Below are 25,852 nucleotides of genomic sequence, written 5' to 3' on the forward strand. Positions count from 1 at the left end.
TCGGGGCTGCGTGACGAACGAATCATCGGCGGAGACAATTTGATCAGGGGGGACGGACCATTTCCGCCATCGAACACGAAGCGAGACCGTCATGACAAGTCATGGATCGAACGTACCTAAGCGCACCATGCTGCTGACCGGCGCCAGCCGCGGCATCGGCCATGCAACGGTCATGCGTTTTTCGAGTGCCGGCTGGCGCGTGCTGACCTGCTCGCGGCATCCGTTCCCGGAAGTCTGCCCTTGGGATGCAGGCCCGGAAGATCACATCCAGGTCGATCTCGGCGATCATGACGATACCGTGCGCGCGATCGAGGACATCAAGGAACGCCTCAACGGTGGCGCGCTGCATGCGCTCGTGAACAATGCGGCGATTTCGCCCAAGAGTGAAGGCGGCGAGCGGATGGGCGCGATCGGCACCGACGTCGCCTCCTGGTCCCATGTGTTCAACGTCAACTTCTTCGCGCCGATCATGATGGCGCGTGGGCTGATGGAGCAGCTGAAGGTCGCTAAGGGCTCGGTGGTCAACGTGACCTCGATTGCTGGATCGCGCGTGCATCCTTTCGCAGGCGCAGCCTACGCTACCTCCAAAGCGGCGCTCGCTGCACTGACGCGAGAGATGGCGTTCGACTTCGGTCCACTCGGCGTTCGCGTCAACGCGATCGCCCCGGGCGAGATAGATACATCGATCCTTTCGCCGGGCACGCAGACTATCGTCGACCAGCAGATTCCGATGCATCGCCTGGGCACTCCTGACGAGGTTGCCAAGCTCGTGTATGTGCTATGTACGGAAACCGGCTCATACGTGAATGGTGCCGAAATCCACATCAATGGCGGCCAGCATGTATGATTGGCGACTACGACGCTGGGCTTCCTGAATGGCGGCTAGTGCAACGCGTTTCCGGATGCCGCGTCAACGAGCTCTCGCCACCTCGCTAAAAGGGAACGTCCTAGTTGTCCTGACCTGAGCATGGCTCTTGCCGACAGCCAAGCTTGCCATCGCACCTGCGGGATCTTCCTAGCCAGAAGCCACCGGACATGATCAGAAGCTCTCCTGAAGCTCTTTTCCCGAAGTCAAGCGTTCCGTTCTCAATAGTTTTTTTGTACCGAACCGGCGTTGCGCCTCATATCACGCCACATATCCCTCAAATAAGGCCATCCGCCGGTTTATGTGATCGCCGAGAATGTTTACCGGAAGGCGTAAAATAAGGGATTATCCGTTTGCGCCGCGGTATCAACATCGGCGTAGTAAGGTTGTTAAAGATGACGCGCCAAGTCGGTATTCTCGTCTACCCGCATTTTCAGCTGCTCGACATGAGCGGACCTGCTGACGCTTTTCACATGGTCAATCGGGCAAGCGGCCGCGAGATATACAGCGTGAATTTGATATCTCAGGAAGGCGGATTGGTGTCGAGCGCTGTTGGGATCAGCGTATCCACGGAAGCGTACTCTCCTCGCCGGTACGACACTTTTCTCGTCGTCGGGGGTGGCGTGCCGAGTACGAGTTTTGAACAGTGCGACGACCTGATTGATGTAGCGAGGATTGGAGCCACGAACGCGCGCCGTACCGCAAGCGTCTGCACCGGTGCCTTCGTCCTCGCCGCTGCCGGTCTGCTGGAAGGACGCTGCGCCACGACTCACTGGAAGCATGCGGCTCAGCTTCAACGGTCTTATCCGAACGTGCGGGTCGATAGCGATCGGATATTCATCAAGGACGGCGATATCTGGACATCGGCGGGCGTCAGCGCTGGGCTGGACCTAGCGCTTGCGATGATCGAAGAGGATGCCGGTGCCGACATCGCGCGGGCGGCGGCGCAGTTGCTTGTCGTCTATCATCGTCGACCCGGAGGACAATCGCAGTTTTCGGCGCTTCTGGACATGGAGCCAGGTTCGGATCGCATCCGGAACGTCCTCACCTACATCCGAGAGCATCTTACCGAGCCATTGTCCATCGACAGATTGGCGGACGTGGCCTGCCTCAGCCCTCGTCAGTTCGGACGAGCATTCCTGTCGGAAACCGGAGAGACGCCCGCCAAGGCGGTCGAGCGCGTCCGCGCGGAAGTGGCCCGTGATCGAGTAGAGAACGGCAGCGAGCCGCTCGAGGTAATAGCCCGCAATGTCGGCTTCGTGGATCCGGAACGGATGAGACGGGCGTTCCTGCGCATATTCGGCCATCCGCCGCAGAGCATGCGCCGAATGAACGCACATGACGTCACCGCCAACATCCCACAGAAGTGGCGAACGCCGGCTCAACCGGTGATGACGGACGCCTGAAACTTTACCGTTTTCGTCACGCGCCGGGCCTGACCCCGGAGGGGACCTATCCCCGGTCGCATGATGGCGGCCTGCATTGAGCGAATAGCGGAAGCACTATGATGGCTGGATTCGCGGGATGTTCGTCATTCGCCGAAATGCGTGACCGGGTTACACCAGCAAAACGGGTGGTTCAATTTTGTCCACCCTTTGCCGGAAAACAAGATGACCGTGCACGTCGATGATCAGGATCCAGCCTTGACGCCAGTCTCCGTGCGGGGCGGACACCGAAATCCGATGGTGCTCACAGTTGCGCAGGGGCTTTTCACAGCGGCGCTTGCGATCGACCTGACGCTCACCGGCTTGACCGGATATCAGCTTGCGCCAGATAAATCCCTTGCCACGCTTCCGTTCGCCATGATTACCGTCGCCGGCGCGGTCACATCCCTGTTCGCCTCACTGATGATGGAGCGCGTCGGACGTCGCGCCGGCTTTACATTCGGAGCGATCGTGGGCGCCATCGGCGGGCTGGTATCGGTTTGGGCCGTCATCCACGCCAACTTCTGGCTGTTCTGCGTCGGAACCGCCGGCGTCGGCATCTTTCAGTCCTTCGCCTCGTTCTATCGCCTAGCCGCTGCGGATGCCGTTGATGCCGACGACAAGGCGCGGGTCATCTCGCTGGTACTAGCGGGCGGCGTGATAGCTGCAGTGATAGGACCGGCCGTCGCTGCGTGGAGTAAAGACTGGTTCCCTCCCTTGTTCGCGGGGTCCTACCTTGTCGTCTTCATCTTGTGTCTCGGCAGCGCTTTTCTGCTGGGTATCACCTACCGCGACGTTCCAAACGAACATTTCCCGGTTCCCAACGCCGCAACTTCATCCCGCAGCCTTATCCTGATCTTCTCCCGGCCCATCTCCCTTGCCGCTCTTGCCAACAACGTCATCGGCGGCGTGGTCATGATGTTTGTCATGACCGCGGCTCCCCTTGCTGCGGTTGCCTGCAATCATTCCATCGACGATGGCGCGAACATCATTCAATGGCACCTAGTTGGAATGTATGCGCCATCCTTCGTGGCCGGCCGTCTGATCGCGCGGTTCGGTATGCCAGCGGTTCTATACGCCGGAATGATCCTGAGTGCCGCGTGCGGCGTCGTGGCGGCGTTTTCTGCCAGCTTGCCTGCTTTCTACGTCGCTCTGCTTTGCCTCGGCGTCGGATGGAATTTCATGTTTGTCGGCGGGACGACTCTTCTCGCAGCGTCGCATCTCCCGCATGAGCGGGCATCTGTGCAGGGCATGGCGGAGTTGATCCGCGGCTTTCTCACTGCGATCGCTACGCTGGCCGCCGGACCAATCCTCGAGACCTTTGGGTGGGCGGAGCTGAACCTGGCAATCATTCCTATGCTCGTCGTCGCGCTCTTCTTGACCCACCTTTGGGTGCGAACGGGCGCGAGGATCTCCCCCGCTTAGACGGTCCACGGAGTCGCGATCGGGGCGTCGGACAACCTGTCCAATGGTCACCGTCGATCGCGCAATTAAACCAACGCACCTAGCAACAGGCACCTAATGATCGACGACCCGCTACTCGATGGGAACCTATATGCAATCCTTTAAGCTCGCTTTGAATGTCGTAGTCGCAGCACTAGTCTGCCTGACGATCGCTCTGGTGCTTATCTATAGAAATGAAGAGGCGATTTCCAACGAAGCTGCGACACCGAAGGTGAGTACCGCGCCCAAGGCAGCAGCCAAGCGTTAAGACCGATCTGCACGACCGCCGCAATCGATCGTGACCGACTTCCCCTCCGTGGGCAGAAGATCACGTTCAACTTACCGGGTGGCGGCCGGATAACCCACTGAGCCGCTTAGCGAGCAGCGCGGAGTGAATGCCAGTACGGCAAGGCGGCACGCGTTGCCGCCAGCTTCACATGGAGAATTGAGTGGCGTGATAATAACGGTCAGTATCGCCAACTCGCATCTTTTGATAAGCGGTGAGCCGCGGGCTATTGTGTTCCTTAGCTATCCCTGTCGCCCAATGCGTGGGAAATGTCGGCTCCACACTGCAGCGCGGTTTCGACCAGAATTCTGTGGCGCGAGGTTGTCATCAGTTCCCGCTGAGTGGACAGACTCAATGAAGCGATTACTTTCCGGGAGAAGTCGCGGACCGGAACGCCCACTGAAATAACACCGCGAAACGCTTCATCATCCGCGGTTGAATACCCGCTCTTGCGAGCCAGGTTGATCTCCTGCAGCAGGGCAGTGGTGTCGATCGTTTGATCAGCGCCTATTTTGCTCCGCTGATAGAAGTAAACGCGTTGCAGGATCTCTTCATCCGCAAGTTCGGAAAGAAGAATCTTGCCCATAGCTGTGGCATGAAGCGGAGCCTCTGATCCTGGCAACATGAGCTTGTTGATTGGTCCGTTGTCCTGCATCGCACTGAGGTATACGACATTCGATCCGCGCATGACCCCCAAGAAGGCATTGAAGGCTCCCTCGGCAACGACGCGGCGCATGATCGGCGGTGCGCACGTTTCAATCCGCGCCGTGCGCAGAAACGCGCGACCGACTTCGAACGCTTGAGCTCCAACCCTATAGCGGCCGCTCTCCTCGTTTCGCTCGAGGAATCCCTCTTCGTAGAGGGAAGTGACCAAGCGATGCGCGACCGTCGGACTAAGCGACAGATTGCGTGCGATTTCCCGTACGCCGACTTCGCCGGACTTGGAAACGTGCCGTAGCAAACGGAGCCCTTTGGTCAGCAAAAGGCTACTCGATGTCTTTCGATCGGATGCGCTGGTCGAGGCGGTCATACCTTCTCCTCAGGGACGAGCAGTCAAATGCATCGCCTTTGTGCGGTGCACGCCTAAATATTTTGCTTGGCGACGTAGGTCAAACGACATAACGTTATAATAAGGAACGGCGATCCTATAATAGGAACAATAAGCCGTCAATAATGGAGGTGCCCATGCGGGCCTATTTGTTTCATGAAGCAATCTGCCCCGAGGGCGTCACTTGGCCGGTTCGCTACGCCGAATGCGTGGAAGAGGCTGTGCTTGCAGAGGCTGTCGGCTTCGATGGCTACTCGGCATCCGAGCAGCATTTCGCCAATGGCGAGGCAATCACCACGGCCCCTGAAATCCTTTTGGCGTATGTCGCTGCGCGTACCAGCCGGATTCGTCTGAGGATCGCTTCGGTCAATTTCCTTCCGTTCAACCATCCCATTCGCGTTGCTGAACAGATGGGGACATTGAACATCCTATCGAATGGCCGTGCTGAACTCGGTGGTGCGCGCTCCAACAATCCATACACGCTCGACGGATTTGGTGTGAACCCAGCTCTGACGCGTGAATATCGCGATGAGCATCTAAACATTTTCGGTCAGATCATGAAGACTGGCGCGATCGAGTATCAGAGCGACCTGTACAAGATTCCGAAGCGTCGTGTTTCACCGGTTGAGGCTAGCCATCGTCCGATTCCGGTTCATCTCTCCGCGACCAGCATCGACTCTCACGAGGAGGCGGGCGCCATGGGCGTCGGCGTGATGTCGGGCCTGAGCATCCTCGGTTGGGACTACGTCCAGACGTGCATCGACGCCTACAACAAAGGTGCAGAGCGTGCTGAACCTGTCGCGGGAAGCATCACGCGACGCCAGGCACTGTTCTCCGTGGGCGTTAACTGTCATGCCGACCGTGCGGTCGCTCGTGCTGCTACGGAGGAGAACACCCTTCGTTTCATCGAGGTCATCATGGACTGGATGACGAAGCTGGCGAAGAGGTCCGACAATTACGAGTACTTCGCGCAGATCGAGCGTATCCGCTCCAATATGCGTAATCTCGACTACCTCATCGAATCCGCCCCCTACATCATGGCGGGGAATCCGGACGACGTCATCGCGAGCTGTCGCCGCCTGTACGAAATGGGCATCGACGACGTGTTATGGCGCGTCGACGGCATGGGACACGACGCCAACAAGGCCGCGCTGGAAATGCTGGGTAAGCACGTTCTCCCAGAATTGCATTCCTGGTCAGAACACAAGAAGTCAACTCCCGCACCGGTAGCATCGCTCTACGGCTCAGCAGCGGCCTGATTTCGATGTCACACACCACAGCGCCTGCATTTGACTTCCAACTCGGCCCGCACGTCTCGCAGGGCGCGGTCGTGCGCAAGCAATCCGCGCGTGGGTCGCGCGGCGCTGTGGTGACCCAAAGCCGCATCGCGTCGGAGGTCGGCGTCGCCGTTCTCGACGCGGGCGGTACCGCAGCCGACGCGGCGGTCGCTGCCGCTTTCGTATTGGCCTCGGTCGAGCCGTGGAATAGCGGACTTGGCGGAATTGGTTTCGGCCTGATCCGAGACATCGATGGTCGGGTGAACGTGCTGGATTTCGGACCTGTTGCCCCCGCGGCGCTGACGCCTGCGCATTTTCCGACCACCGGCCGCTTGTCTGCGGACATCTTTGCTTGGCCAGAGGTGGAGGGGGCCGCCAATGTGAACGGGCCGCTCAGCTTCTGTGTGCCGAGCGCCGTGGCGGGCTATGGCCTGTTACATCGCACATATGGTCGTATCAACCGCGAAGAACTTCTCAAGCCTGCGGTTGACGCTGCCCGGCGAGGCATGCCGAGAGATTGGTATGCGACCATCAAGATCGCACAGTCGGCGGCAATTCTCCGAAACTATGAAGAGAGCGCCCGCATCTATCTTCCCAACGGGACAGTACCAATCCCGCCGGAGCAGGGCGTCCCGAGTTTCCTGCCGCAAGGAAACCTTGCGGATACGATTGAGCGGATACGGGTCTTCGGGTACGATGACTTCTATCGCGGCGGGCTTGCCGAGGCCATCGTTCGGGACATGGAAGCCGTTGGCGGTTTGATCTCGGGAAAAGACCTGCATGATTGCGAAGCGCGGCTATCAGCGGCGTCCCATGTTGAATGGGCCGACGGCAAGCTATTCCTTCCGGGAAATCTAACGGCAGCTCCAACGCTTCAACGCGTCATGGAAAGCATGGCTCCGGCTATGCGCGGTGAGAAGCCTGATGGAGCCTGGTATGTGGCTCTGGCCGCCTCCATGCGTGACGCCTATGCGGCGCGACTCCGAGGTGATGAGCAGCCCCTCGAACCCGCCGCAGGAACCTGTACGACGCATCTTTCCGCCATCGACAATGATGGCATGGTCGTTTCGCTCACGTCGACTTTGCTGGGGACGATGGGAAGCCGACTTGTTCTGCCGGGCACCGGGATACTGATGAACAACGGTGCGATGTGGTTCGACCCACGGCCGGGACTTCTGAATTCCGTTGCAGGCGGAAAACGACCACTGACCAACATGCTCCCAGTTATTCACGTGGGGAATGATGGACGCTTGCTTGCGGTAGGATCATCGGGTGGACGACGGATTCTTGCCAGCGTTTATCAAATGCTTTCGCATATCCTCGAATTCGGCATGGATCTCGACGCGGCAGCCCACCAGCCACGCATCGATGTCTCCGGTCCGGACCGGGTCGCAGCGGATCGGCGACTGTCCGTTGAGATCATCGAGGCTCTCCGAAACGCCAACGACGATGCGCTCGACGTCGTCGAGCACGGCCCGGTGCCCCTGAATTTTGCTTGTCCTAGCGTAATTGTGAAAACGCGCACCGACACGGTGGCGATTGCCGACACCATGACACCTTGGAGTGCGGCGCTGGCGCAATAGTCGCCGAAGCCGAAAGTTCGAAGTTTTCTGCAACCCCGAAAGGCCTGGCTCATGATCAGATTGAACTTTCAGCGCTTGTTCCGGACGACCGTGATCGCCGCGGCGTCGCTGTCGATATCGTATTCGGCACAAGCAAAGGACAACTTCGTCTTCGCATGGCCATCGGCGATCAATTCCGGCGTTGCTCCGATCAGTTTGGCCCGGCAGCTCGGTTACTTCGACGCAGAAAAGCTGGATGTACAGGTCCAGGTACTGACGGGATCGGGGGTTATCGTACCGCAACTTCTCGCCGGGAAGATCGATGCCGCCTATTCGAGCCTCGAGCCGCTGGTGATCTCTAGACAGCCGGGAAAGCCAAACTTTCCACTTCGGTTTGTCTACAACTTCCTGCCGCGATCCATTTGGGAATTTGTCGTCCCGGCGAACAGTCCGATCAAGAGCCTTTCCGATCTCAAGGGCAAGACGATCGGTGAGCTAGCATTAGGCTCCGGCAATATTTTCATGACCCGCGCCATTCTGAGCGATGCAGGCGTTGCGTGGTCCGACGTCAAGCTCCAGGCTGTCGGCACGGGCGTCGCTGCATTCGAAGCACTCCGAAGCGGGCAGATTGATGTTCTGAATCTCTTCGATACTGCGCATGTCAGGCTTGAACAGTCCGGCACGGTTATTCGCCGTCTCGAAGTCCCCCCGAAGACGCAGAACCTGTCCAGCCACGGCATTCAGGTCACCGAAGAAAAGCTGACGAAGAATGCAACGCAACTTGAAGGCTTCGGTCGTGCCCTGGCAAAAGGAATCGTTGCCTGCAACGCAAACCTTCCTGCCTGTGTTCGCTCGTATTGGGCGAACTATCCGGAGTTGAAGCCCAAGACCGGTACGGAGGAAGACAATCTGAAGGCTGAGGTCCAGGTCCTCGAAGTTCGCATGAAGAACTTGCTGCCTTCGGGACGAGGCACGACTGACAAATTTGGCGCGTTCAGCGAAGATGATTGGAACCAACTCATCGCGGCGCTGAAGGCGGGAAATGAGGTCACCAACACCGCCATTCCGCTTGACACCCTTTTCACCAACGCCCTCGTGCCCGCCTACAACCGCTTCGACATCAAGGAAGTCGAAGCCCAAGCGAAAGCGCTCAAGTGATGGCCCGTTCAATACGCGTGGTTGAAACATGTCCCGCCGCCGTCACGCCGAAGCTCACGATTGATCGGCTTGGTGTCACATATCTCGGCAGCAGCGGAGAAGTGAAGGCACTCGACGGTCTCGATATGACCGTAGGCGAAAATCAATTCGTCGCCGTCCTCGGCCCCTCCGGGTGCGGAAAATCAACGTTGCTGAAGATCGTGTCGGGCTTGCTGTCGCCGAGTGAAGGCGAGGTCATGTTGAACGGCAAACCGATCCGGGGGCCGCAGGCCGAAGTCGGTATCGTGTTCCAACAAGCGACCTTGCTACCTTGGAAAAACGTGCTGCAGAACGTTCTCGTTCCCATTCGCGCGCTCGGAAAATCGACGTCGGACCATCGAGATCGCGCGATGTCGCTGCTTCGGCTCGCCGGTCTCGAGCAATTTAGCGACCGCTATCCGAATGAGTTGTCCGGCGGCATGCAACAGCGCGTCGGTATCGTGCGGGGCCTGATCAACGATCCACAACTGCTGTTGATGGACGAGCCGTTCTCCGCCCTGGATGCCATGACACGCGAACGGATGGCTGCCGAACTGCAGACCATCTGGATGGAAACGCGTAAATCGGTTCTCTTCATCACGCATTCGATCCAGGAAGCGGTGATGCTGGCAGACAAGATCATCGTTCTCTCGGATCGACCCGGTCGAGTCGTCGAAGTTCTTGACGTCGATCTTGAGCGACCGCGTCTATCGAATGTTGTGACGTCTCCGCGCTTTGCTGAAATTTACTCTCATCTCCGCGAGTTTTTCCGCGTCGATGGCAAACTCCGGTAGGTTTTCCATGAACGAACGTCTCAATAATTGGTTGAGCCCGCTTCTGACCTTGGTCGCTTTCCTCGGTGCTTGGGAGTTGATCACGGCGACAGCGATGGTTCCGTCCTATCTCATTCCGAAACCCGGCGCGGTGGCTACTGCGGCATGGATACTGTTCTCGACCGGAACGATCATGCCGCATCTGACAGCAACAGCGCTCGAGATGGTGCTGGGATTTGTTTTGGGGAGCGCCGTCGCTCTGATCTTTGCCTGTGTTGTGGCGGAGTCGCGGACCGTTGAGCGGTGCGTGTATCCATTCGTCGTCGCTCTGCAGTCGATGCCAAAGGTGGCGCTTGCGCCCCTGTTGATCGTCTGGTTCGGTTTTGGCCTCGCATCGAAAGTCGTCCTTGTCGCGCTGATTTGCTTCTTTCCCGTCTTCGTTAACGCGCTGACAGGAATGCAGGCTGCGCGAGGCGACCTCGTCGATCTGTATCGGGCCTTTTCGGCGCCGAGATGGAAGATCTTTCTGGACGTCAAACTGCCGTCGGCGGCAGGCGCGATATTTGCCGGATTGCAGGTGGGTCTAGTACTCGCGCTACTCGGAGCCGTGGTCGGCGAGTTCGTTGCGGCCCAGCAAGGTCTTGGCAGTCTTATCCAGGCGTCTTCGCTCAACTTTGATGTGCCGACCATGTTTGTGTGCATCCTGACGCTTGCGTTTATGGGATCTCTTGCGAGCCTTGTTGTGCGGATCGCACACCGTCGCGTCGTGTTTTGGGAAGGGGCGGGGAAATCGGCTAGCATTACCAAACGGAGGGCTTCCTGATGACCTTCTCATATCCTGGACTTCCAAGCAGTGCGTCGATCGTTGGTGTCTCGGGGAGTCCATCGCCGGTCTCGAAAACCGCGAGCCTTGTCGATCATGTGCTTCACCGGCTCGGTCGCACCGATCCTGCACAGCACATCCGGCTGGCTCAGCTCGATCCTGCGTCTCTATTGCGTGGAGAATCCGAGAATCCCTCTTTCAAGCAAGCGGTTGAGTTCATGCAGGGTGCGGAAGGGGTCGTTATCGCGACGCCGATTTTTAAGGCGTCGTTCTCTGGCCTTTTGAAGTCGTTTCTCGACGTTCTCCCGCAGTTTGGCTTGGCTGGAAAGGTCGTTTTGCCTCTCGCCACAGGGGGGAGTCCGGCTCATGTGCTGGCGTTGGACTATGCGCTCCGGCCCGTTCTGCAATCGATGGGCGCGCGCCATATCGTTCAGGCTGTATTCGTTAATGCGACCCATCTTCAGATTGAAGAAGACGTTCTGAAGATCGCCCCAGAGAGTGCGGCGTTGCTCGACGAGGCTGTTTTGCATTTCGCTTACGCGCTTCGCGGAGCCGTCAATTCTCCCGAGCTGCTCGGGCATCCCAGGCCGATCCGCTCCGTTTCCAATCCGTTCCCTTCAACCGCAATGATCTGAGGTAAAGATGCCACGCGATCCCGTTTCCGTTTGGGCGGAGCAAACTGTCAAGGTATGGCCAGAGTCGTACTGGTTGATCGATCTTGCCCCCGAGCAACTTTCCCTCGCCTTGCATGCCATCGAGGCCAGTGAATCGCACTATGCCTGCGTGATCCGCGACCAGACGGGATTTTGCCTAACCATCGATCTTGACACCTGGGCGGCGATCTGCGGCGGCGTCGAACCTCGCCAGAAGTTCGGCCCGTTGCGCGTGATCTCGACCGACAGCCCGTTGCCCTTCGACGTCGTCGGTTTCATCCGGGCGGCGCTCGAGGAAGTGAACGGTGCAGGATATAAGGCGGCACCTCAGTGCGGCGCTGCCTCGGATCATTTCTTCACCGGCGAAGGCGATATCGAGATCGTCAAGAGTCTTTTCGAGAAACTCATTGCGAAGGCGAAGACAGGTCAGAAGAACTGACCGCAGCCAGGGAGGCAACGAGGTGAAGATCAAATCCGAAAGTCTGACCAAAGCCACCGCATATAAGCTTCTCACGGGCGTCGTTGTGCCCAGGCCAATCGCCTGGGTTTCGACTATATCGTCGGCAGGCCAATCGAATGTGGCTCCGTTCAGCTGCTTTACATTTGTCTCGGCGGACCCACCGATGATCGGGTTTAATTGCGGATTGCGGAATGGTGCTCTAAAAGACACAGCGGCGAATATCCAGGCGACCGGACAGTTTGTCGTCAATATCGTCGATGAGAGCTTGCTCAATCCGATGCACCAGTCCGCGGCTGATTTTCCCGTGGACATCGATGAGATGAACGTGCTCGGAATCCCCAGCGAAGCATCAGACATCGTGGCACCGCGTCGCATCGCTTCTTCGCCGATCAGTCTCGAGTGTGTTTTGGATCAAGCTGTCAATTTCGGTCGATCCGGTTCACAGTTCATCGTCGGTGAGATCAAGCTTTTTCATATCCGCGATAATCTGTTCAAGAACGGCAAGATCGATACCGAGAGTCTCCGTCCGCTCGCGCGGCTTGCCGGGCCCGTTTACAGCACGCTCGGAGACATTATCCGGGTAGATAAAGCTGAGTTCTCAGCTAGTGCATAAACACCGCGGGAAGCAAAATCACCGACTTCGAATGTTCCCATCCGGTGTCAATTTGGTGACAGCGGTATTGCTGGCTCGGTATGCATTGTAGTAAATTGTCGAATGGATACCCGGCCAACGGCCCATCCTCACCCTACATACTTGGAACAATGGTGCCTTCAACTTCGCCAAACCCGATCCTATAGCCCTCGCCGGAGCAATGTCCCCGGATGGTGAGCGAATCTCCGTCAACAAGGAAAGATCGCTCGACCGAAGGGGCAAGTTTGATGGGGGCGGTGCCGTTCCAACTGAGTTCCAACATACTGCCACGCTCGTTAGGGCCGGGACCGCTGATCGTGCCGGAGCCGAGCAAGTCGCCGACTTCCATGGCACATCCGGAGGACGCGTGATGCACAAGCTGCTGGATGGGTGACCAATACATGTGTTTGAAGTTCGTGCTGCAGATATTTGCAGGATCCTTCATTTCGGATCCTCGAAGCGTCACGTCGAGAGCAATATCATAGTTGTTGGCACCGTTTTGATGCAGATATGGAAGTGGCTCGGGGGACTGCGTTGGTCCACGAACACGAAATGGCTCCAGCGCTTCCCGAGTCACCACCCACGGTCCCACTGAAGTGGCGAATGCCTTCGCCTGGAATGGACCGAGCGGCACATACTCCCACTGCTGGATGTCGCGCGCGCTCCAGTCGTTAAGTAGGACGAAGCCGAATATCATCGCCTCAGCCTGTTGTTCACTCAAAGTGGTGCCCATGGCGGACGGTTGTCCGATCACCGTTCCAATCTCGAGTTCGAAGTCCAGCCGTAGGCAGGGGCCGTGGCTCGGTGCCGAGGCGGAAGGACGTTTCGTCTGGCCATTTGGCCGCCTGATTTCGGTCCCGCTCACAACGACTGTCGATGCTCTGCCATTGTAGCCGATCGGAATATGTAGCCAGTTGGGTGACAGCGCGTTCTCCTTGTCGCGGAACATCATACCGACATTGGTGGCGTGCTCGCGCGATGAATAGAAGTCGGTGAAGCCGGACACCCGGATTGGAAGATGTAATCTTGCCTCGTTGCGGGCGAAGAGGGCGCGGGCTCTCAGGCTCGCGTCGTCACGAAGGACAGGATTATCGTGGCGCAAAAGTTCGCTGATCCGGGCTCGCGTCGCAGACCAGATGCCGGGACCCAATCTCATGAAAGCGTTGATCGTCGGTTCGGAAAAGACGTCAACGGGGCCGATCAAGCCTGCGGTTTGCAGTGCGTGGAGATCGAGAACGAAATCGCCAATAGCAACGCACACCCGCGGCGAGGGCGAGGTTTCTGTTGAGAAGACTCCGTAAGGGAGATTCTGGATCGAAAAGTCTGAATCGGGCGAGACGTCGATGAAGGATCGCAGTGAAGGATCGTTAGGATGCATGATGAGTCCCTGATAGGGGCGGAGACCGCCAACTGCGCTTTCCTAGCGTGGCTTCTTCGGAGTTCGGACTGGCTTTGTAGGATGTGCGGATTTCACAGGGGGCAGCGACAGCCCGGCGGTGAGAAACGGAATCACGTGTTCGAGGGCTTCGTCCGGATCGGAAAATGAGATGTCATCCCCCAGAATCTCCTGGATGCGGCCGTTGTCGCCGCGGATGTACAGCATTGCGCCGTAGACACAGGCGAGGCGCCAGGCAAGTTCTTTCCGATCGATATGCGAGCAAGCCTTGGTGACTGCGTCGATGAAAGCCTTTCCGACGGAGTGGTAGAAACTGAACACTGTTTTTCTGACTTCTGGTGATGGATCCATCGAGGAGCGTGCTGCCAGAATTTTGAAACTCTGTTCTCCAGGTGAGTTGCCGATTCCCAGCGTGGGACCGATGAACGCCTTCAGGATCGTCGAGATATCCGGGGCGGAGCCGCCAGCGTTCAGCACCTCAGCAATCAGTTCTTCTCGGTGGCGGTTGATTGGACCCAGACGCCTTTCGAAGACCGCAGAGATGAGAGCAGCCTTCGAGCCAAAGTGATAGTGCGCAGCAGCATTGTTCACCCCGGCTGCTTCCGTGATTGCCCGGGTCGATACGCCGTTGAAGCCCCGTTCTGCAAAGAGCCTCTCGGCAGCATCGAGAAGTCTGTCGGCCGTGTCGGCAGGCAGCTGGGCGGTAAGTTCATTTGTTTTCGTGCTCATGACCGACCATCGCCGAACATACCAATTCAGTCAAGCAACTGTTTCAAGCAAGCGCTTGACGGGGCGGTCTAGCATGAGTAATGGGGAGGGCAGGGAAACACGGGAAACGGCCAGATGCGGGTGTTGGATATATCGGTGCCTATCGAGAACGATGTGGCGAGTGACCCCCCGTTCGCGCGGCCGCGCATCGCATATCTCGATCATTCGATGACGATCGACCGGATGCAGGCGTTCTTTCCCGACCTCGACAACAGCAAGCTTCCAGACGGGGCTGCTTGGGCGATGGAGAAGGTTGAGCTCACCACGCACAACGGGACGCATCTCGATGCGCCTTATCATTTTCATCCAACAATGAACCATGCGCTGAAGGATGGTGGAGAGAAGTCTCTCACCATCGACGAGGTGCCGCTCGAATGGTGCTTCCAGCGTGGGGTGAAGCTCGACTTCAGGTCGCTGGCCGACGGCTACGTTGCCACAGTGGACGATGTTGAAACCGAACTGCGGCGCATCGGTCACGACCTTCAGCCCTTGGACATTGTTGTAGTCAATACGCGCGCGGGTGAGTGTCTCGGACAGGCTGACTACGTGTCAGCCGGTTGTGGTGTAGGACGGGAGGCGACGTTGTTCTTGACCGAGCGAGGGGTCAAGATCACCGGTACGGATGCCTGGAGCTGGGATGCGCCGTTCGAATATACGGCCAAGCGCGTCGCAGAGACACAGGATTACGGTCTGGTGTGGGAAGGCCACAAGGCTGGACGCGAGCGCGCATACTGCCACATCGAGAAGCTCCATAACCTCGAGAAGCTGCCGCCATCCGGTTTTCGCATTGCCTGTTTCCCGGTGAAAATTCGCGCCGCTTCGGCGGGTTGGACACGAGCCGTTGCGATTTTTGACGACTAGTAAATCGAGCGACACGGGAGCGAAGAGCGTCCCGCAATAAGAATGTTTAGGGAGATTGAAATGGTAGTTTCTCGTAGAGGGCTTGCTGCGTTGGCTGTCGGTGCCTTTCTGACGGCAGGTTACCCGATGAAAGCGTGCGCACAGTCCGGAAAGCCTGTGAAGATCGGCGTGATCTATCCGACGAAATCCGTAATCGGAAAGCAAGGCGTGCAGGGCAGTAATATCGCTGTCGACATGTTGAATGCGGCGGGTGGCATCCTGGGCCGCCCGGTTTCGCTGGTCGCCTACGACACAAATTACGCACCGGTCGAAGGTGTTTCGGCCGTCCAGAAGCTGCTGACACAGGATGATGTGAAGTTCGTCGTCGGCGAGATCAGCAGCACGGTCGCGTTGGCCGTAATTCCGGTGATTAAGTCGGAGGATGCGCTCCTCATGCTGGCGGTGCCGAAGCATCCTGATGTGACCAAGCAAGGCGGTGGAAACATCTTCCGCCTGAACACGACCTCGGCAATGGATGCAAAATCGTTCGATCGATATCTCGTTGATACTGTCGCGCCTTCGAAGGTGGCACTTGTCGCCGAGAACAACGATTACGGCAGGCTGAACGTCGCGAACTTCAAGGCCCTATTCGGCGACAAGCTGGTCTATTCGGACCTCTTCTCCATGACGCAGAGTGACTTCTCGGCGATGGCGAGCAACCTGCGCGGATCGGGGGCGGATCTGGTCTGCATCGTCGCGAGCAATCCGGAGCAGTCGGGCAACATCCTGCGTGGCATGAAGGACCTCGGATACAATCCCAAGCGCTGTATCACGCCTGGTTTGCTCAACAACGACACCCCCAAGATCGGCGGCGCGGCAGCGGAAGGCGTGTTTTCGGAGGACGTTTACAGCCCGACGCTCAAGAACGAGCTCAACCAAAAGTTCGTGGCCGCATACGAGAAGAAGTATGGCGAGACGCCCGGCAAGGTCGAGGTCCTGGGCTTCGAGACGGTCTGGGTCACCGCTAACGCGATCAAAGCGACGGGCAGTGACAAGGATACGAATAAGGTCGCCGAGACCATCCGTGCAGGCACTTGGGAAACCCCGCGAGGCACCGTGCGGTTCGACGCCTCAGGCCAGGCCTCCGGCGACAGCGTCGTCCGGGTCGAAGTGCGCGATGGCAAGGTCGTGGAAGTGAAATCCTGACGCGCGATCGTAAGGACGGGGAATTAGCGTGAGCACTCTTATCTTCCAACAGATGGCGAACGGCCTTTCGGTCGGGATGGCGTATGCGTTACTGGCGCTGGGCCTGACGCTGATATTCGGCGTGCTGCACGTGATTAATTTCTCGCACGGCGAATTCTATATGATCGGCGGCTTTGTCGCCGCCATCCTGACCTCCTATTTCGGCCTTCCTTACCTCCTGTCCCTCCCGGCGGCGGTCGTAGCGGTAGTCCTGCTCGCACTAATTGTTGACCGGATTGCGGTCCGGCCCGTCCTCGACGGGCCGGACGGTGACTCGATCGTGCTGATAAGCACCTTCGCAATCGGGATACTCGTCTATCAAACGATACTGGCGACCTACGGGCCGCAGCCCATCCGCGTCGATGGTGTGCCCGGTACGTTCGTGCTCGGGTCGGTGACGCTGAGCTACCAGCGTATGTTTGCGATCGTGGTGGGCATATGCCTGCTGGCTATTCTCGAATGGTCGCTCCGGCGCACCGCCTTTGGACGAAAGCTCCGCGCTGTGGCGCAGAGCGCTTTCGCTGCCAAGGTGGTCGGTATCGACGTGCCGAAGATAAGGACGGCGACCTTCATCATCGCGGCTGCACTCGCCAGTCTCGCAGGCGCTCTTCTCGCACCCACGGTCGCCTTCAGTCCGGCTATGGGCCAGCATGCGATTATCAATGCTTTCGTCGTGGTTGTGATCGGCGGCATGGGCAGTGTGTCGGGCGCAGTTGTCTGTGGCCTGCTGCTCGGTATCGTCGAGTCGGTGTCGAGCATTTGGCTCCCACAGGAAGTCGCGTCCGCGTTTATCTACGGTCTGCTGCTGGTGACGTTGCTGGTCAGGCCACGCGGGCTCTTCTCAGGTGGTCTCTCATGAAATTCATTCCAGCAATCGTACTTGTCGGCCTTACCATCGCTGCAGGTCTGACGCCGACCTATTATGCAGGGCTTGCGACGTATGCCGCGGTGCTCGCTCTTCTCGGTCTGTCGGTCAATGTCACGCTTGGTTATCTTGGCCTGATCTCGTTTGGACATGCGGCGTTCTTCGGCGTTGGCGCTTACGCGGCCGGGCTGCTTTCGGTCAATCTGGGCCTGAATTACTGGGCGGCAATTCCAATCGCGATCATTCCCGGCGTGATCCTTGGTGTTTTCGTCGGCTTCGCCTCGCTGCGCCTGGCTGGGCCGTATTTCGCTATTGCCACGCTCGCTACGGCCGAGATCTTCCGCCTCGTCGCGCTCAACTGGGTCAGCCTGACGCGTGGTCCTCTGGGCATCATCGTGCCGCGTCCACGTATACCGGCTTTCGAAGCGGTCGGACTGACCTTCGCGCAATATCACCTGATCATCTGCCTGGTGGTGGTGGCGCTCGTGCTGCTGGCATTGAAGCGGCTCGTCAACAGTCCCTATGGCAGGGCCTGGTTCGCTTTGCGCGACCAGCCCAATCTGGCGGAGAGCATCGGGATCGCAGGGCTCAAGTTCAGGATCCTTGCCATAGGACTTTCTGGCGGAATCGCGGCGCTCGCAGGCGCGCTTCTGGTGCCAAAGATCCTCGTTCTCAGCCCCGATCTGTTTGGCTTGTCGCAGTCGTCTACGGGACTGCTGGCCGCGATCCTCGGGGGCCGCGGCATGCTCCTCGGACCGGTCGTCGGCGGCATCATCTTTGCCATACTTCCGGAAACGCTGCGCTTCGTCGATGAATACAGGATCGCGATCTTCGCGCTCAGCCTGCTTCTCGTCGTCCGCCTACGGCCGGAGGGCCTGCTGTCGTTGCTTCCCGTGCGGTCTTCGGCGGGCAATCCCCGTGGGAAGTCAGATGTCGCCATTCCTGCATCCGAACCGAAACTGCAGACCTTGGCGATCAAAGGGCTGTCGCGGAGCTTCGGTGGCCTGAAGGCTGTGCAGGACGTATCCTTCTCCATCACGCCCGGTGAAATTGTAGGGATCATCGGACCCAATGGCGCAGGCAAGACGACGAGCCTCAGCTTGATCTCCGGCTTTGTCGGTCCGACGTCGGGATCCATCACCTATGGCGCACATCAGATCGGCGGCCTGCCTCCGCACGAGATCGCGTCGCTCGGGCTCGTCCGCACCTTCCAGCACACGGCGTTATGCCCGGGCTTGTCCGCATTCGAGAACGTGATGATTGCCAGCCATCTCCTGTTTAACGAGACCTTCTTCGCCGCGCTTTTTCGTTCCGGAAGTTTCGTCGCACGGGAGCGGGCCCGGGCTGCTTGGGCGACAGCATGTCTTGACAAGGTCGGCCTCTCGGCGCGCGCTGACGAACCGGCGGGCACGATGGCCTACGGAGAACAGAGGATGCTGTCCATTGCGGTCGCCATCGCCGCGCGTCCTGACATCCTCTTTCTTGACGAACCTGCGGCCGGATTGAATCACACCGAGGCCCTGCGGCTTGCGGATTTGCTGCGCAAGCTCCGTGACGAAGGAATGACGCTCGCCGTCGTCGATCACAACTTGCGCATGTTGATGAGCTTCTGCGATCGACTCATAGTTCTGCATCACGGGAAGAAACTGGCGGAGGGTGATCCTGTCGCCGTGCGCAACATGCCCGATGTGGTGAAGGCGTATCTCGGCGAAAAGCGGCTAAAGAAGGAGGTCGCCCATGCTTGAGCTCGAAAGGCTATCGGTGAATTACGGTCCCGTACGCGCCGTCAACGAGATATCGCTCACGGTCGGCGCCGGCGAGATCGTCGCGCTGGTCGGGGCGAACGGGGCAGGCAAGTCCTCCACCATGAAGGCCATCGTCGGCTTGGCTGAGGCGACGGGCAGCATCCGCTTTGACGGCAAGGACATCTCCGAGACGTCGAGCACGCAGCGCGTCGGTGACGGTATCGCGCTGTCTCCGGAAGGCCGTCACGTCTTCGCACAGATGAGCGTTCTCGAGAATCTGCAGTTGGGTACGGTCGCCCGGACCCAGTTCCGGCAGGCCGCGCTGGCGGAGGAGATGTTCGACCTGTTCCCGAGGCTGCGCGAGCGATCTACGCAGCGGGCGGGTAGCATGTCGGGTGGAGAGCAACAGATGCTCGCGATCGCCAGGGCGCTGATGTCCGAGCCGAAGATTTTCATCCTTGACGAACCCACCCTTGGCCTTGCTCCGATCATCGTCGATCAGATAGCGGAGCTTTTGGTCAAGCTTCGGCAGCGCAAACTCGGGCTTCTGTTGGCGGAGCAGAACGCCGAAATGGCGCTTGAGGTGGCTGACAGGGCGTACGTGATGGAGACAGGTGCTATTGTGAAAGACGGACCGAGCGCGACGATCGCTGCCGATCCGGCGATTCAAAAAGCCTATCTTGGATTCTGAGGAAGCAAAGATGAAACCTGCTCCGTTCGAATACGTACGTCCAGCGACCGTGGACGAGGCGTTGCTGGCCTTGCGCGCCCACTTGAACGACGATGCGAAGCTTCTCGCGGGCGGGCAAAGCCTCGTGCCGATGATGAATTTCCGGGTGCTTCAGCCTGCAATCATCATCGACATCAATCGGCTTCATGATCTGGCATATATCCGCGAGAGCGACGACGGGCTCGTCGTCGGCGCGATGACCCGCCATGCTGCGCTCAAGTCGAGCGAGGTGATTGCGAAGCACGCCCCGATGATTACCGCGGCGTACGAACATGTTGCGCACGCGACCATCCGCAACCGCGGCACGATCGGCGGCAACCTTGCGCATGCAGACGCTGCCTCGGAAATGCCAGCGGTGATGTGCGCTTTGGACGCCACGATGGTGCTGCGCAGCCATGGGGGAGGCCGGTCCGTCCGAGCCCGCGACTTCTTTCTGGGGGTGTTCACGACGGCGCTCGAGGCAGATGAGCTACTTGTCGAAATCAGGATACCCAAGCGGACCGCTGGAGAATGGTGCGCTTTCGAAGAGATGAATCTGCGAAAGGGCGACTTCGCGATGGCGGCCGTCGCGGCCAAGATCCGCATATCGAACGGCACGTGTGACGAGGCGGTTGTATATCTGACTGGGGTCTCGGATCAGCCCGTCAGAATCGAGCATGTAGACCGGAAGCTCGCAGGTACCCGCCTGTCGGCCGAGGAGATTGCCGCGGTCGCAGATGCCGTTGTGACGGAGGTGGAGTTTCATTCCACCGCCAGTGTGAGCGCCGCGTACCGCAAGGATTTGACCCGGGCCCTGATAGTGCGCGCGCTCACAAATGCCCGGGACCGTTCGTCGGAGGATGTCTCGTGACCAAAATAACCATCGAGCTCACCGTCAACGGTGAGGCCATGACTAAGAGCGTGGAGCCCAGACTGCTTCTCTCGGATTTCATACGGGGTGACCTCGGACTTACCGGAACACATGTCGGGTGCGAGCACGGTGTCTGCGGTGCCTGCACGGTCCTGCTTGACGGCGTCTCTGTCCGTTCCTGCCTCACTTTCGCTGCCCAGGCGGACGGATGCGTCATCGAGACCGTAGAAAGTCTGGCGCAAGACGATTCCCTTTCACCGCTGCAGAACGCGTTTCGTGATGCGTATGCTCTTCAGTGCGGGTTCTGTACGCCAGGCTTCCTGATGACCGCGACAGAATTGCTGCGGGCCGTCAGGTCCCCTGGCCGCGAGCAAGTCCGCGAAGCTCTTTCCGGCAATCTGTGCCGCTGCACCGGTTACGAGACCATCATCGATGCAGTAGAGGCCGCTGGCCGGGCTGCGGGAGGAGATCAGCCATGAATAGCCCTTCGGGACGGAATTTCCGGTGGATCGGCCAGAGCATCAAGCGTCCGGAAGACGCCCGCTTCCTGATGGGGCGCGGCAAGTATGTCGATGACATTGCGCTACCGAGGATGGCTCATGTGGCCATTCTAGCGAGCCCCCATGCCCATGCGCGCATCGTGTCCATCGATGTTGAAGATGCGCGTCGCTTGCCGGGGGTGCTTGCGGTCGTCACCGGCCGCGAGCTGGCGGAGACCACCGGTCCTCTGCCGACGCTTAGCAATCCGCCCGTCATTCAGCATTGCATCGCTATCGATAAGGTTCGTCACGTCGGTGAACCGGTTGTCGCGGTCGTCGCCGAGAGCAGGTATGTCGCTGAAGATGCAGTGGCTCTGATCCAGGTCGATTACGAGGCGCTTCCGGCAGTTGTCGATCCCGAGCAGGCCGTCTCCGCGATGGGAGACGCGGTGCTTCACGAAGAATTCGGCAGCAATGTCGTGCATCGGAGCCACTACAAGTGGGGACCGGTGGACGATACCTTCGGAAATGCCAAACATATCATACGCCGCCGGTTCCGCTGGCCGCGCGTGTCGCCGCAGCCCATCGAGACGTGCGGCGCCGTCGTTGAATACGATCCTGCAGAGCGCAAGTTCACCGTCTACTCCAACATGTCTCAGCAGAGCGTGATCGGTGCAAGGCTGGCGCGCGCGCTTGGTGTCGAGCCGTACCAGATGAACTTTCACATCCGCGACGTGGGTGGAAGTTTCGGAGGTAAGTCCTCGCTATATCACGTGCCGTTGATCGCCGCCGCCTTGGCACGCAAGGTCCGCCGTCCCGTGAAATATCTGGAGGACCGCCTCGAACATATGGCCAACGGGAACCAGCACGCGTCGGACCGTGTCTACGACGCTGCGCTTGCGGTCGATGAGGACGGCAGGTTCACCGGTCTCAGCCTCAAGGTGCTCGACGACTACGGGGCCTATTTCATGATGAACACGGGCTCGCACGGTAACGCGCTGGCCCAGGCCACCGGCCCGTACCGGATAGAGGCCCTTGAATACGACCTGACCGCGGTCGTCACGAACAAGACGCAGCAGGCGCCGTATCGCGGCTTCGGCGGCGAGGTCGGAAACTTCGTCATCGAACGGTTAGTCGATGAAGCGGCGCGGAGGCTCGGGCGGGATCCGATCGAGCTCCGGCGTCAGAATTTCATTGCCAAAGAGCAGTTTCCGTATCGCATTCCGAACGGCAACATCTATGACAGTGGCGATTACGCGCGGGTCCTCGACCGCGCGCTGAGCCTCGCGGATATTCCGCGCTGGCGCGCCAAGAAGGCTGCTGCCAGTAAACGCGGCAAGCGCATCGGGATAGGCATCTCGACGGTGAACGAGCGCAGCGTGCTCAGCGTGACCGAGTTGTGGTTTCTCGACAAGAATCCGATCCTGCCGCAGTCCAGCAGCCCTGAAAGCGTCCAGATTAAACTTAATCCGGACGGTGTCGCGATTGTAACGCTCTACGCTCCGCACTGGGGCAACAATCCAGAGACGATGGCTACTCAGCTTGTTGCGGAAAACCTGTCCATCGATCCGCAGCGCATCACGATCAACTACGCTGCAACAGATAACGGACTGATCTCGAAAGGGCCGGTTGGCAGCCGCTACACCGTCATGTTGGCTGGCGCGATCGCAGGCGCGTGCCGCGAGCTGAAGGCGAAGATGTTCCGTTATGCATCTCATCGCACCGGTGTCGCGGTCGAGGAGCTGGAATGTTACGACGAGCGGATTTTCGCGCGAAATGAGCCGACAAAGGGTCTTTCATTCGCCGAGGTCTCGCGGGCCGCGCACAGCTTCCGACTTCTATTTCCGGCCGATGAGAGTTTCCGGAGTGGGCTGGTAGCGCAATACACATACGACCACCCGTACACCACGATGCCGAATGCGGATCGCTCGGACCTCGGCGTCTTCTATCCGATCGTCGGCCATGCCTGCCACGTCGTCGTCGTCGAGATCGACGAGGCGACCAACAAGACCGAGATCCTGCATTATGTAGCCGTCCATGACGCTGGCACGATCGTCAATCCGAAAACAGTGGATGGCCAGATCCGGGGCGGCATCGCGCAGGGCATCGGGACGGCACTCTACGAGAAGTATCACTACGACGAACAAGGGCAGCTCGTAACGGCTACCCTTGGTGATTATGCGGTGCCGACCTCACACGAGGTGCCGGACATCGTTGTAGATCACGTGGAGACGCCATCGCCCTTCACAGAATTTGGTATCAAGGGGTGCGGGGAGGGCGGCAGACTGGCAGCGATGCCCGCCATCGCCTCGGCCATCGACGACGCGTTCTCCGAAGAACGGATATTCGTCGATGAATTACCGGTCACTCCCTCGTTCTTGCATGAGTTGAGGGGACGGGTCAGCGCCCCGTCGCCGAAGCCAACCACGCGGTACTACGAGCCAGGTGCGATGTATCCACCAGCGATATAGGCGACGGCGGACGAATTAAATAACGACCCTGACGGCCGTGGATCGTCGAGGCGAAGTCGAGGAAACGCTTGCGATGCGCCCAATCTCTCCCCTCGGGAAAGTGAAGCTGGCCGTCACGGTCGACGATTTGTTGCTTTGGAAGGGGATACCCTGGGCAACAGGCTATAATCCGTTGTCGGTCACCAGATCACTGACGTCAGCATTTGCGCGCTTCGGCCTCAAGGGCGTTTATGCATTCTCCGGAACCGCGCCCGCGACCGACGACCCCGCTCTGTTGCGCGTCTTCGATCACTGGGCAGAGGAGGGGCACTGGATATCCAACCATACCCATTATCACGCGAACCTGAATTGGCTCGATGAGCACCATTATGTCGAAGACATCGAGCGGACCGAGGCCGTCATAGACCGATGGTCGGCTTGTTCGCCGGTGAAATACTTCCGTTACGCGATGGATAATTGGGGCAACACCCAGCAGAAGTTTGATGCCGTCGCGACGTATTTGAAGTTGAACAACTACACGGCCGCGCCAATCAATGTCTGGTTCTACGACACCGAATTCATCGGTGCCCATTATCGCGCCGTGCTGGCCGGAGACCAGATGGCCGTGAGTGGATTGCGCGACACGTTCGTCCAGACAGCCGTAAACCAACTGAGACACCAGTCGGCAGCGGCCCGGACCATGTTCGGGCGGGACCCAGCATACATTTGGCTCATCCATGGCACCCCCCTCGCAGCGGACTGCATCGATCGGATCCTTGAGGAGTTCGAGCGCGCGGGGGTGGAGTTCATCGGCCTTGAAGAGGCGATGCGGGATCCATTCAACAGCCAGCCTGTGCCACTGATCACGCCACGTTTCCTGAATCATATCCAGAAATGGGCGGATCTCCGCTCCGTGGGAATCGAGGATTGTCCGCCTGCCGCGATCACCGAGATCGAAAAGATCCATCCGATGCCCGGGCTCGCCACGCCTGAATTTATGTACCGGGTCTTCAAGGCGATCTCGGACGAGGCCGAAGGCGTGTTTTTTCCGAAGATGTACTGATTGGGGACGCACAATTGAAGAAGATCCTGCTCGATAGCTACGGCGATCCCGCTCAGATCGCGCGCTGCGCCGAGGCGCCAGATGTTGGGGAGCCAGCTTCGGATGAAGTTGTTTTCGACGTACTGGCATTTCCGATCAATCCTGCTGACATTTCCTTCTGCAAGGGAAACTATCGGCTGAAGCCTCCGCTGCCCGCGACACCGGGCGCTGAATGCGTCGGCCGTGTTGCAGCCGTGGGGGCCTCGGTCTCGCGAGTTAGTCCCGGCGATCTCGTCATCAATCTCGATCGCGAGAACTGGGCGCAGCGGAGAAAAGTGAAGGGCGATCGTGTCATTGTCCTTCCTGCGGAGATCGATATCCACCAGGCAGCGATGATTCGGATCAATCCCCCGACTGCGATGTTGCTGCTCGATCTGGTGGATACGGGACCGGGGGATTGGATCATCCAGAACGTGGCGAACTCCGCCGTCGGCAAGCTGATCGTCGCTCTCGCAGTCGAGAAGGGCGTCAAAACCGTGAATGTTGTTCGTCGTCCGGAAGTCTTCGACGAGCTCAAAGCGCTCGGCGCGGATGTCTGTGTCGTCGATCAACCCGGCCTGGACACGGTGGTCGCCGAAGCGACCGGCGGCGCCCGGGTCAAGCTCGGCATCGATGCCGTAGCCGGTGAAGCGACCCACCGCATTGCGTCGTGCGTCATGGACGGCGGTACGGTCTGCACCTACGGGTCAATGTCTGGCGAAAGCATCGTCATTCCGCCGTCCGATTTGGTCTATCGCGGCCTTCGTTATGAAGGGTTCCTGCTTGGCCGCTTCCTGGACCGCCGGTCGACCGGGGAGATTGGCGCCATCTACGACGCCATCACTCGGCGAATAATGCGCGGACAATCCCATGCGGTGATCGAAAGGGTCTATCCGATCAACGACATCAAGGCCGCGCTGACGCATGCCCAGCGGGCTGCTCATAGCGGAAAAATACTGGTCGCCCCCAGCGATCATTGACG

24 protein-coding genes are annotated in these 25,852 nt (G+C 59.0%); 21 read left to right on the forward strand and 3 right to left on the reverse strand.

Translation table 11 applies throughout. From position 1 onward, the window contains the following. The first annotated feature begins 91 nt into the window (after positions 1-91). The 3 genes from AB8B20_RS29400 to AB8B20_RS29410 all read left to right on the forward strand — a co-directional run bounded on the left by AB8B20_RS29400 (position 92) and on the right by AB8B20_RS29410 (position 3,714). Entirely contained in the window at positions 92-847 is a 756-nt protein-coding gene (locus AB8B20_RS29400; protein ID WP_439070674.1) for an SDR family NAD(P)-dependent oxidoreductase, read from the forward strand. Positions 848-1,260: 413 nt separating this feature from the next. Further along, positions 1,261-2,271, forward strand: a complete 1,011-nt coding sequence (locus AB8B20_RS29405) for a GlxA family transcriptional regulator (protein ID WP_439070675.1) — start codon at positions 1,261-1,263, stop codon at positions 2,269-2,271. Positions 2,272-2,475: 204 nt separating this feature from the next. Continuing rightward, positions 2,476-3,714 carry an MFS transporter gene (locus AB8B20_RS29410; protein ID WP_439070676.1) on the forward strand — a complete coding sequence of 413 codons (1,239 nt, stop codon included), beginning with the start codon at positions 2,476-2,478 and terminating at the stop codon, positions 3,712-3,714. A 542-nt stretch (positions 3,715-4,256) separates the two neighbouring features. On the opposite strand, the gene AB8B20_RS29415 is transcribed toward AB8B20_RS29410, so the two are convergent. Then, a complete protein-coding gene (locus AB8B20_RS29415) occupies positions 4,257-5,048 on the reverse strand; it encodes an IclR family transcriptional regulator (protein ID WP_439070677.1) in 792 nt (263 codons plus the stop codon). 155 nt (positions 5,049-5,203) lie between these two features. On the opposite strand from AB8B20_RS29415, the gene AB8B20_RS29420 reads away from it, so the two are divergent. The 8 genes from AB8B20_RS29420 (at position 5,204) to AB8B20_RS29455 (ending at position 12,403) form a co-directional block, all read left to right on the forward strand. Next, entirely contained in the window at positions 5,204-6,325 is a 1,122-nt protein-coding gene (locus AB8B20_RS29420) for an LLM class flavin-dependent oxidoreductase (protein ID WP_439070678.1), read from the forward strand. A gap of 110 nt (positions 6,326-6,435) precedes the next feature. After that, positions 6,436-7,926 carry a gamma-glutamyltransferase gene (locus AB8B20_RS29425; protein ID WP_439070679.1) on the forward strand — a complete coding sequence of 497 codons (1,491 nt, stop codon included), beginning with the start codon at positions 6,436-6,438 and terminating at the stop codon, positions 7,924-7,926. Positions 7,927-7,977: 51 nt separating this feature from the next. After that, positions 7,978-9,063: an ABC transporter substrate-binding protein gene (locus AB8B20_RS29430; RefSeq protein WP_439070680.1), complete on the forward strand. Its 1,086-nt coding sequence runs from the start codon at positions 7,978-7,980 to the stop codon at positions 9,061-9,063. A 101-nt stretch (positions 9,064-9,164) separates the two neighbouring features. Next, positions 9,165-9,875 (forward strand): ABC transporter ATP-binding protein, encoded by a 711-nt coding sequence (locus AB8B20_RS29435; protein ID WP_439070681.1) that lies wholly within the window; start codon positions 9,165-9,167, stop codon positions 9,873-9,875. A gap of 7 nt (positions 9,876-9,882) precedes the next feature. Next, positions 9,883-10,677 (forward strand): ABC transporter permease, encoded by a 795-nt coding sequence (locus AB8B20_RS29440; RefSeq protein WP_439070682.1) that lies wholly within the window; start codon positions 9,883-9,885, stop codon positions 10,675-10,677. Further along, positions 10,677-11,312: an NADPH-dependent FMN reductase gene (gene ssuE / locus AB8B20_RS29445; RefSeq protein WP_439070683.1), complete on the forward strand. Its 636-nt coding sequence runs from the start codon at positions 10,677-10,679 to the stop codon at positions 11,310-11,312. The genes AB8B20_RS29440 and ssuE overlap by 1 nt, the downstream gene beginning before the upstream one ends. A 7-nt stretch (positions 11,313-11,319) precedes the next feature. Beyond that, complete coding sequence (locus tag AB8B20_RS29450; RefSeq protein WP_439070684.1) at positions 11,320-11,769, forward strand: hypothetical protein; 450 nt, start codon at positions 11,320-11,322, stop codon at positions 11,767-11,769. A gap of 22 nt (positions 11,770-11,791) precedes the next feature. Beyond that, positions 11,792-12,403, forward strand: coding sequence for a flavin reductase family protein (locus AB8B20_RS29455; RefSeq protein WP_439070685.1), 612 nt, complete (start codon positions 11,792-11,794; stop codon positions 12,401-12,403). 133 nt (positions 12,404-12,536) lie between these two features. Here AB8B20_RS29455 and fahA read toward each other — a convergent pair whose 3' ends face one another. After that, positions 12,537-13,799, reverse strand: a complete 1,263-nt coding sequence (gene fahA / locus AB8B20_RS29460) for a fumarylacetoacetase (protein ID WP_439070686.1) — start codon at positions 13,797-13,799, stop codon at positions 12,537-12,539. Between the two features lie 42 nt (positions 13,800-13,841). Further along, positions 13,842-14,546: a TetR/AcrR family transcriptional regulator gene (locus tag AB8B20_RS29465; protein ID WP_439070687.1), complete on the reverse strand. Its 705-nt coding sequence runs from the start codon at positions 14,544-14,546 to the stop codon at positions 13,842-13,844. A 114-nt stretch (positions 14,547-14,660) separates the two neighbouring features. On the opposite strand from AB8B20_RS29465, the gene AB8B20_RS29470 reads away from it, so the two are divergent. From AB8B20_RS29470 to AB8B20_RS29515, 10 genes are all read left to right on the forward strand, one after another. Then, on the forward strand, positions 14,661-15,446 hold the full coding sequence (locus AB8B20_RS29470; protein ID WP_439070688.1) for a cyclase family protein: 786 nt from the start codon (positions 14,661-14,663) through the stop codon (positions 15,444-15,446). A gap of 60 nt (positions 15,447-15,506) precedes the next feature. Further along, a complete protein-coding gene (locus AB8B20_RS29475; RefSeq protein ID WP_439070689.1) occupies positions 15,507-16,631 on the forward strand; it encodes an ABC transporter substrate-binding protein in 1,125 nt (374 codons plus the stop codon). A 28-nt stretch (positions 16,632-16,659) separates the two neighbouring features. Beyond that, a complete protein-coding gene (locus AB8B20_RS29480) occupies positions 16,660-17,529 on the forward strand; it encodes a branched-chain amino acid ABC transporter permease (RefSeq protein ID WP_439070690.1) in 870 nt (289 codons plus the stop codon). Then, positions 17,526-19,280 carry a branched-chain amino acid ABC transporter ATP-binding protein/permease gene (locus tag AB8B20_RS29485; RefSeq protein ID WP_439070691.1) on the forward strand — a complete coding sequence of 585 codons (1,755 nt, stop codon included), beginning with the start codon at positions 17,526-17,528 and terminating at the stop codon, positions 19,278-19,280. Before AB8B20_RS29480 ends, AB8B20_RS29485 begins: the two co-directional genes overlap by 4 nt. Next, complete coding sequence (locus tag AB8B20_RS29490; RefSeq protein WP_439070692.1) at positions 19,273-19,971, forward strand: ABC transporter ATP-binding protein; 699 nt, start codon at positions 19,273-19,275, stop codon at positions 19,969-19,971. The genes AB8B20_RS29485 and AB8B20_RS29490 overlap by 8 nt, the downstream gene beginning before the upstream one ends. Positions 19,972-19,981: 10 nt before the next feature. Continuing rightward, positions 19,982-20,860, forward strand: a complete 879-nt coding sequence (locus AB8B20_RS29495) for an FAD binding domain-containing protein (RefSeq protein WP_439070693.1) — start codon at positions 19,982-19,984, stop codon at positions 20,858-20,860. Next, positions 20,857-21,339, forward strand: coding sequence for a (2Fe-2S)-binding protein (locus AB8B20_RS29500; RefSeq protein ID WP_439070694.1), 483 nt, complete (start codon positions 20,857-20,859; stop codon positions 21,337-21,339). Before AB8B20_RS29495 ends, AB8B20_RS29500 begins: the two co-directional genes overlap by 4 nt. Beyond that, on the forward strand, positions 21,261-23,810 hold the full coding sequence (locus AB8B20_RS29505) for a xanthine dehydrogenase family protein molybdopterin-binding subunit (protein ID WP_439070695.1): 2,550 nt from the start codon (positions 21,261-21,263) through the stop codon (positions 23,808-23,810). The genes AB8B20_RS29500 and AB8B20_RS29505 overlap by 79 nt, the downstream gene beginning before the upstream one ends. 73 nt (positions 23,811-23,883) lie before the next feature. Further along, complete coding sequence (locus tag AB8B20_RS29510) at positions 23,884-24,852, forward strand: polysaccharide deacetylase family protein (protein ID WP_439070696.1); 969 nt, start codon at positions 23,884-23,886, stop codon at positions 24,850-24,852. Positions 24,853-24,866: 14 nt separating this feature from the next. Next, positions 24,867-25,850, forward strand: a complete 984-nt coding sequence (locus AB8B20_RS29515) for a zinc-dependent alcohol dehydrogenase family protein (RefSeq protein WP_439070697.1) — start codon at positions 24,867-24,869, stop codon at positions 25,848-25,850. Positions 25,851-25,852 lie beyond the last annotated feature (2 nt).

The organism is Tardiphaga sp. 866_E4_N1_4, assembly GCF_052076075.1.
GTDB classification, from domain to species: Bacteria; Pseudomonadota; Alphaproteobacteria; order Rhizobiales; family Xanthobacteraceae; genus Tardiphaga; species Tardiphaga robiniae.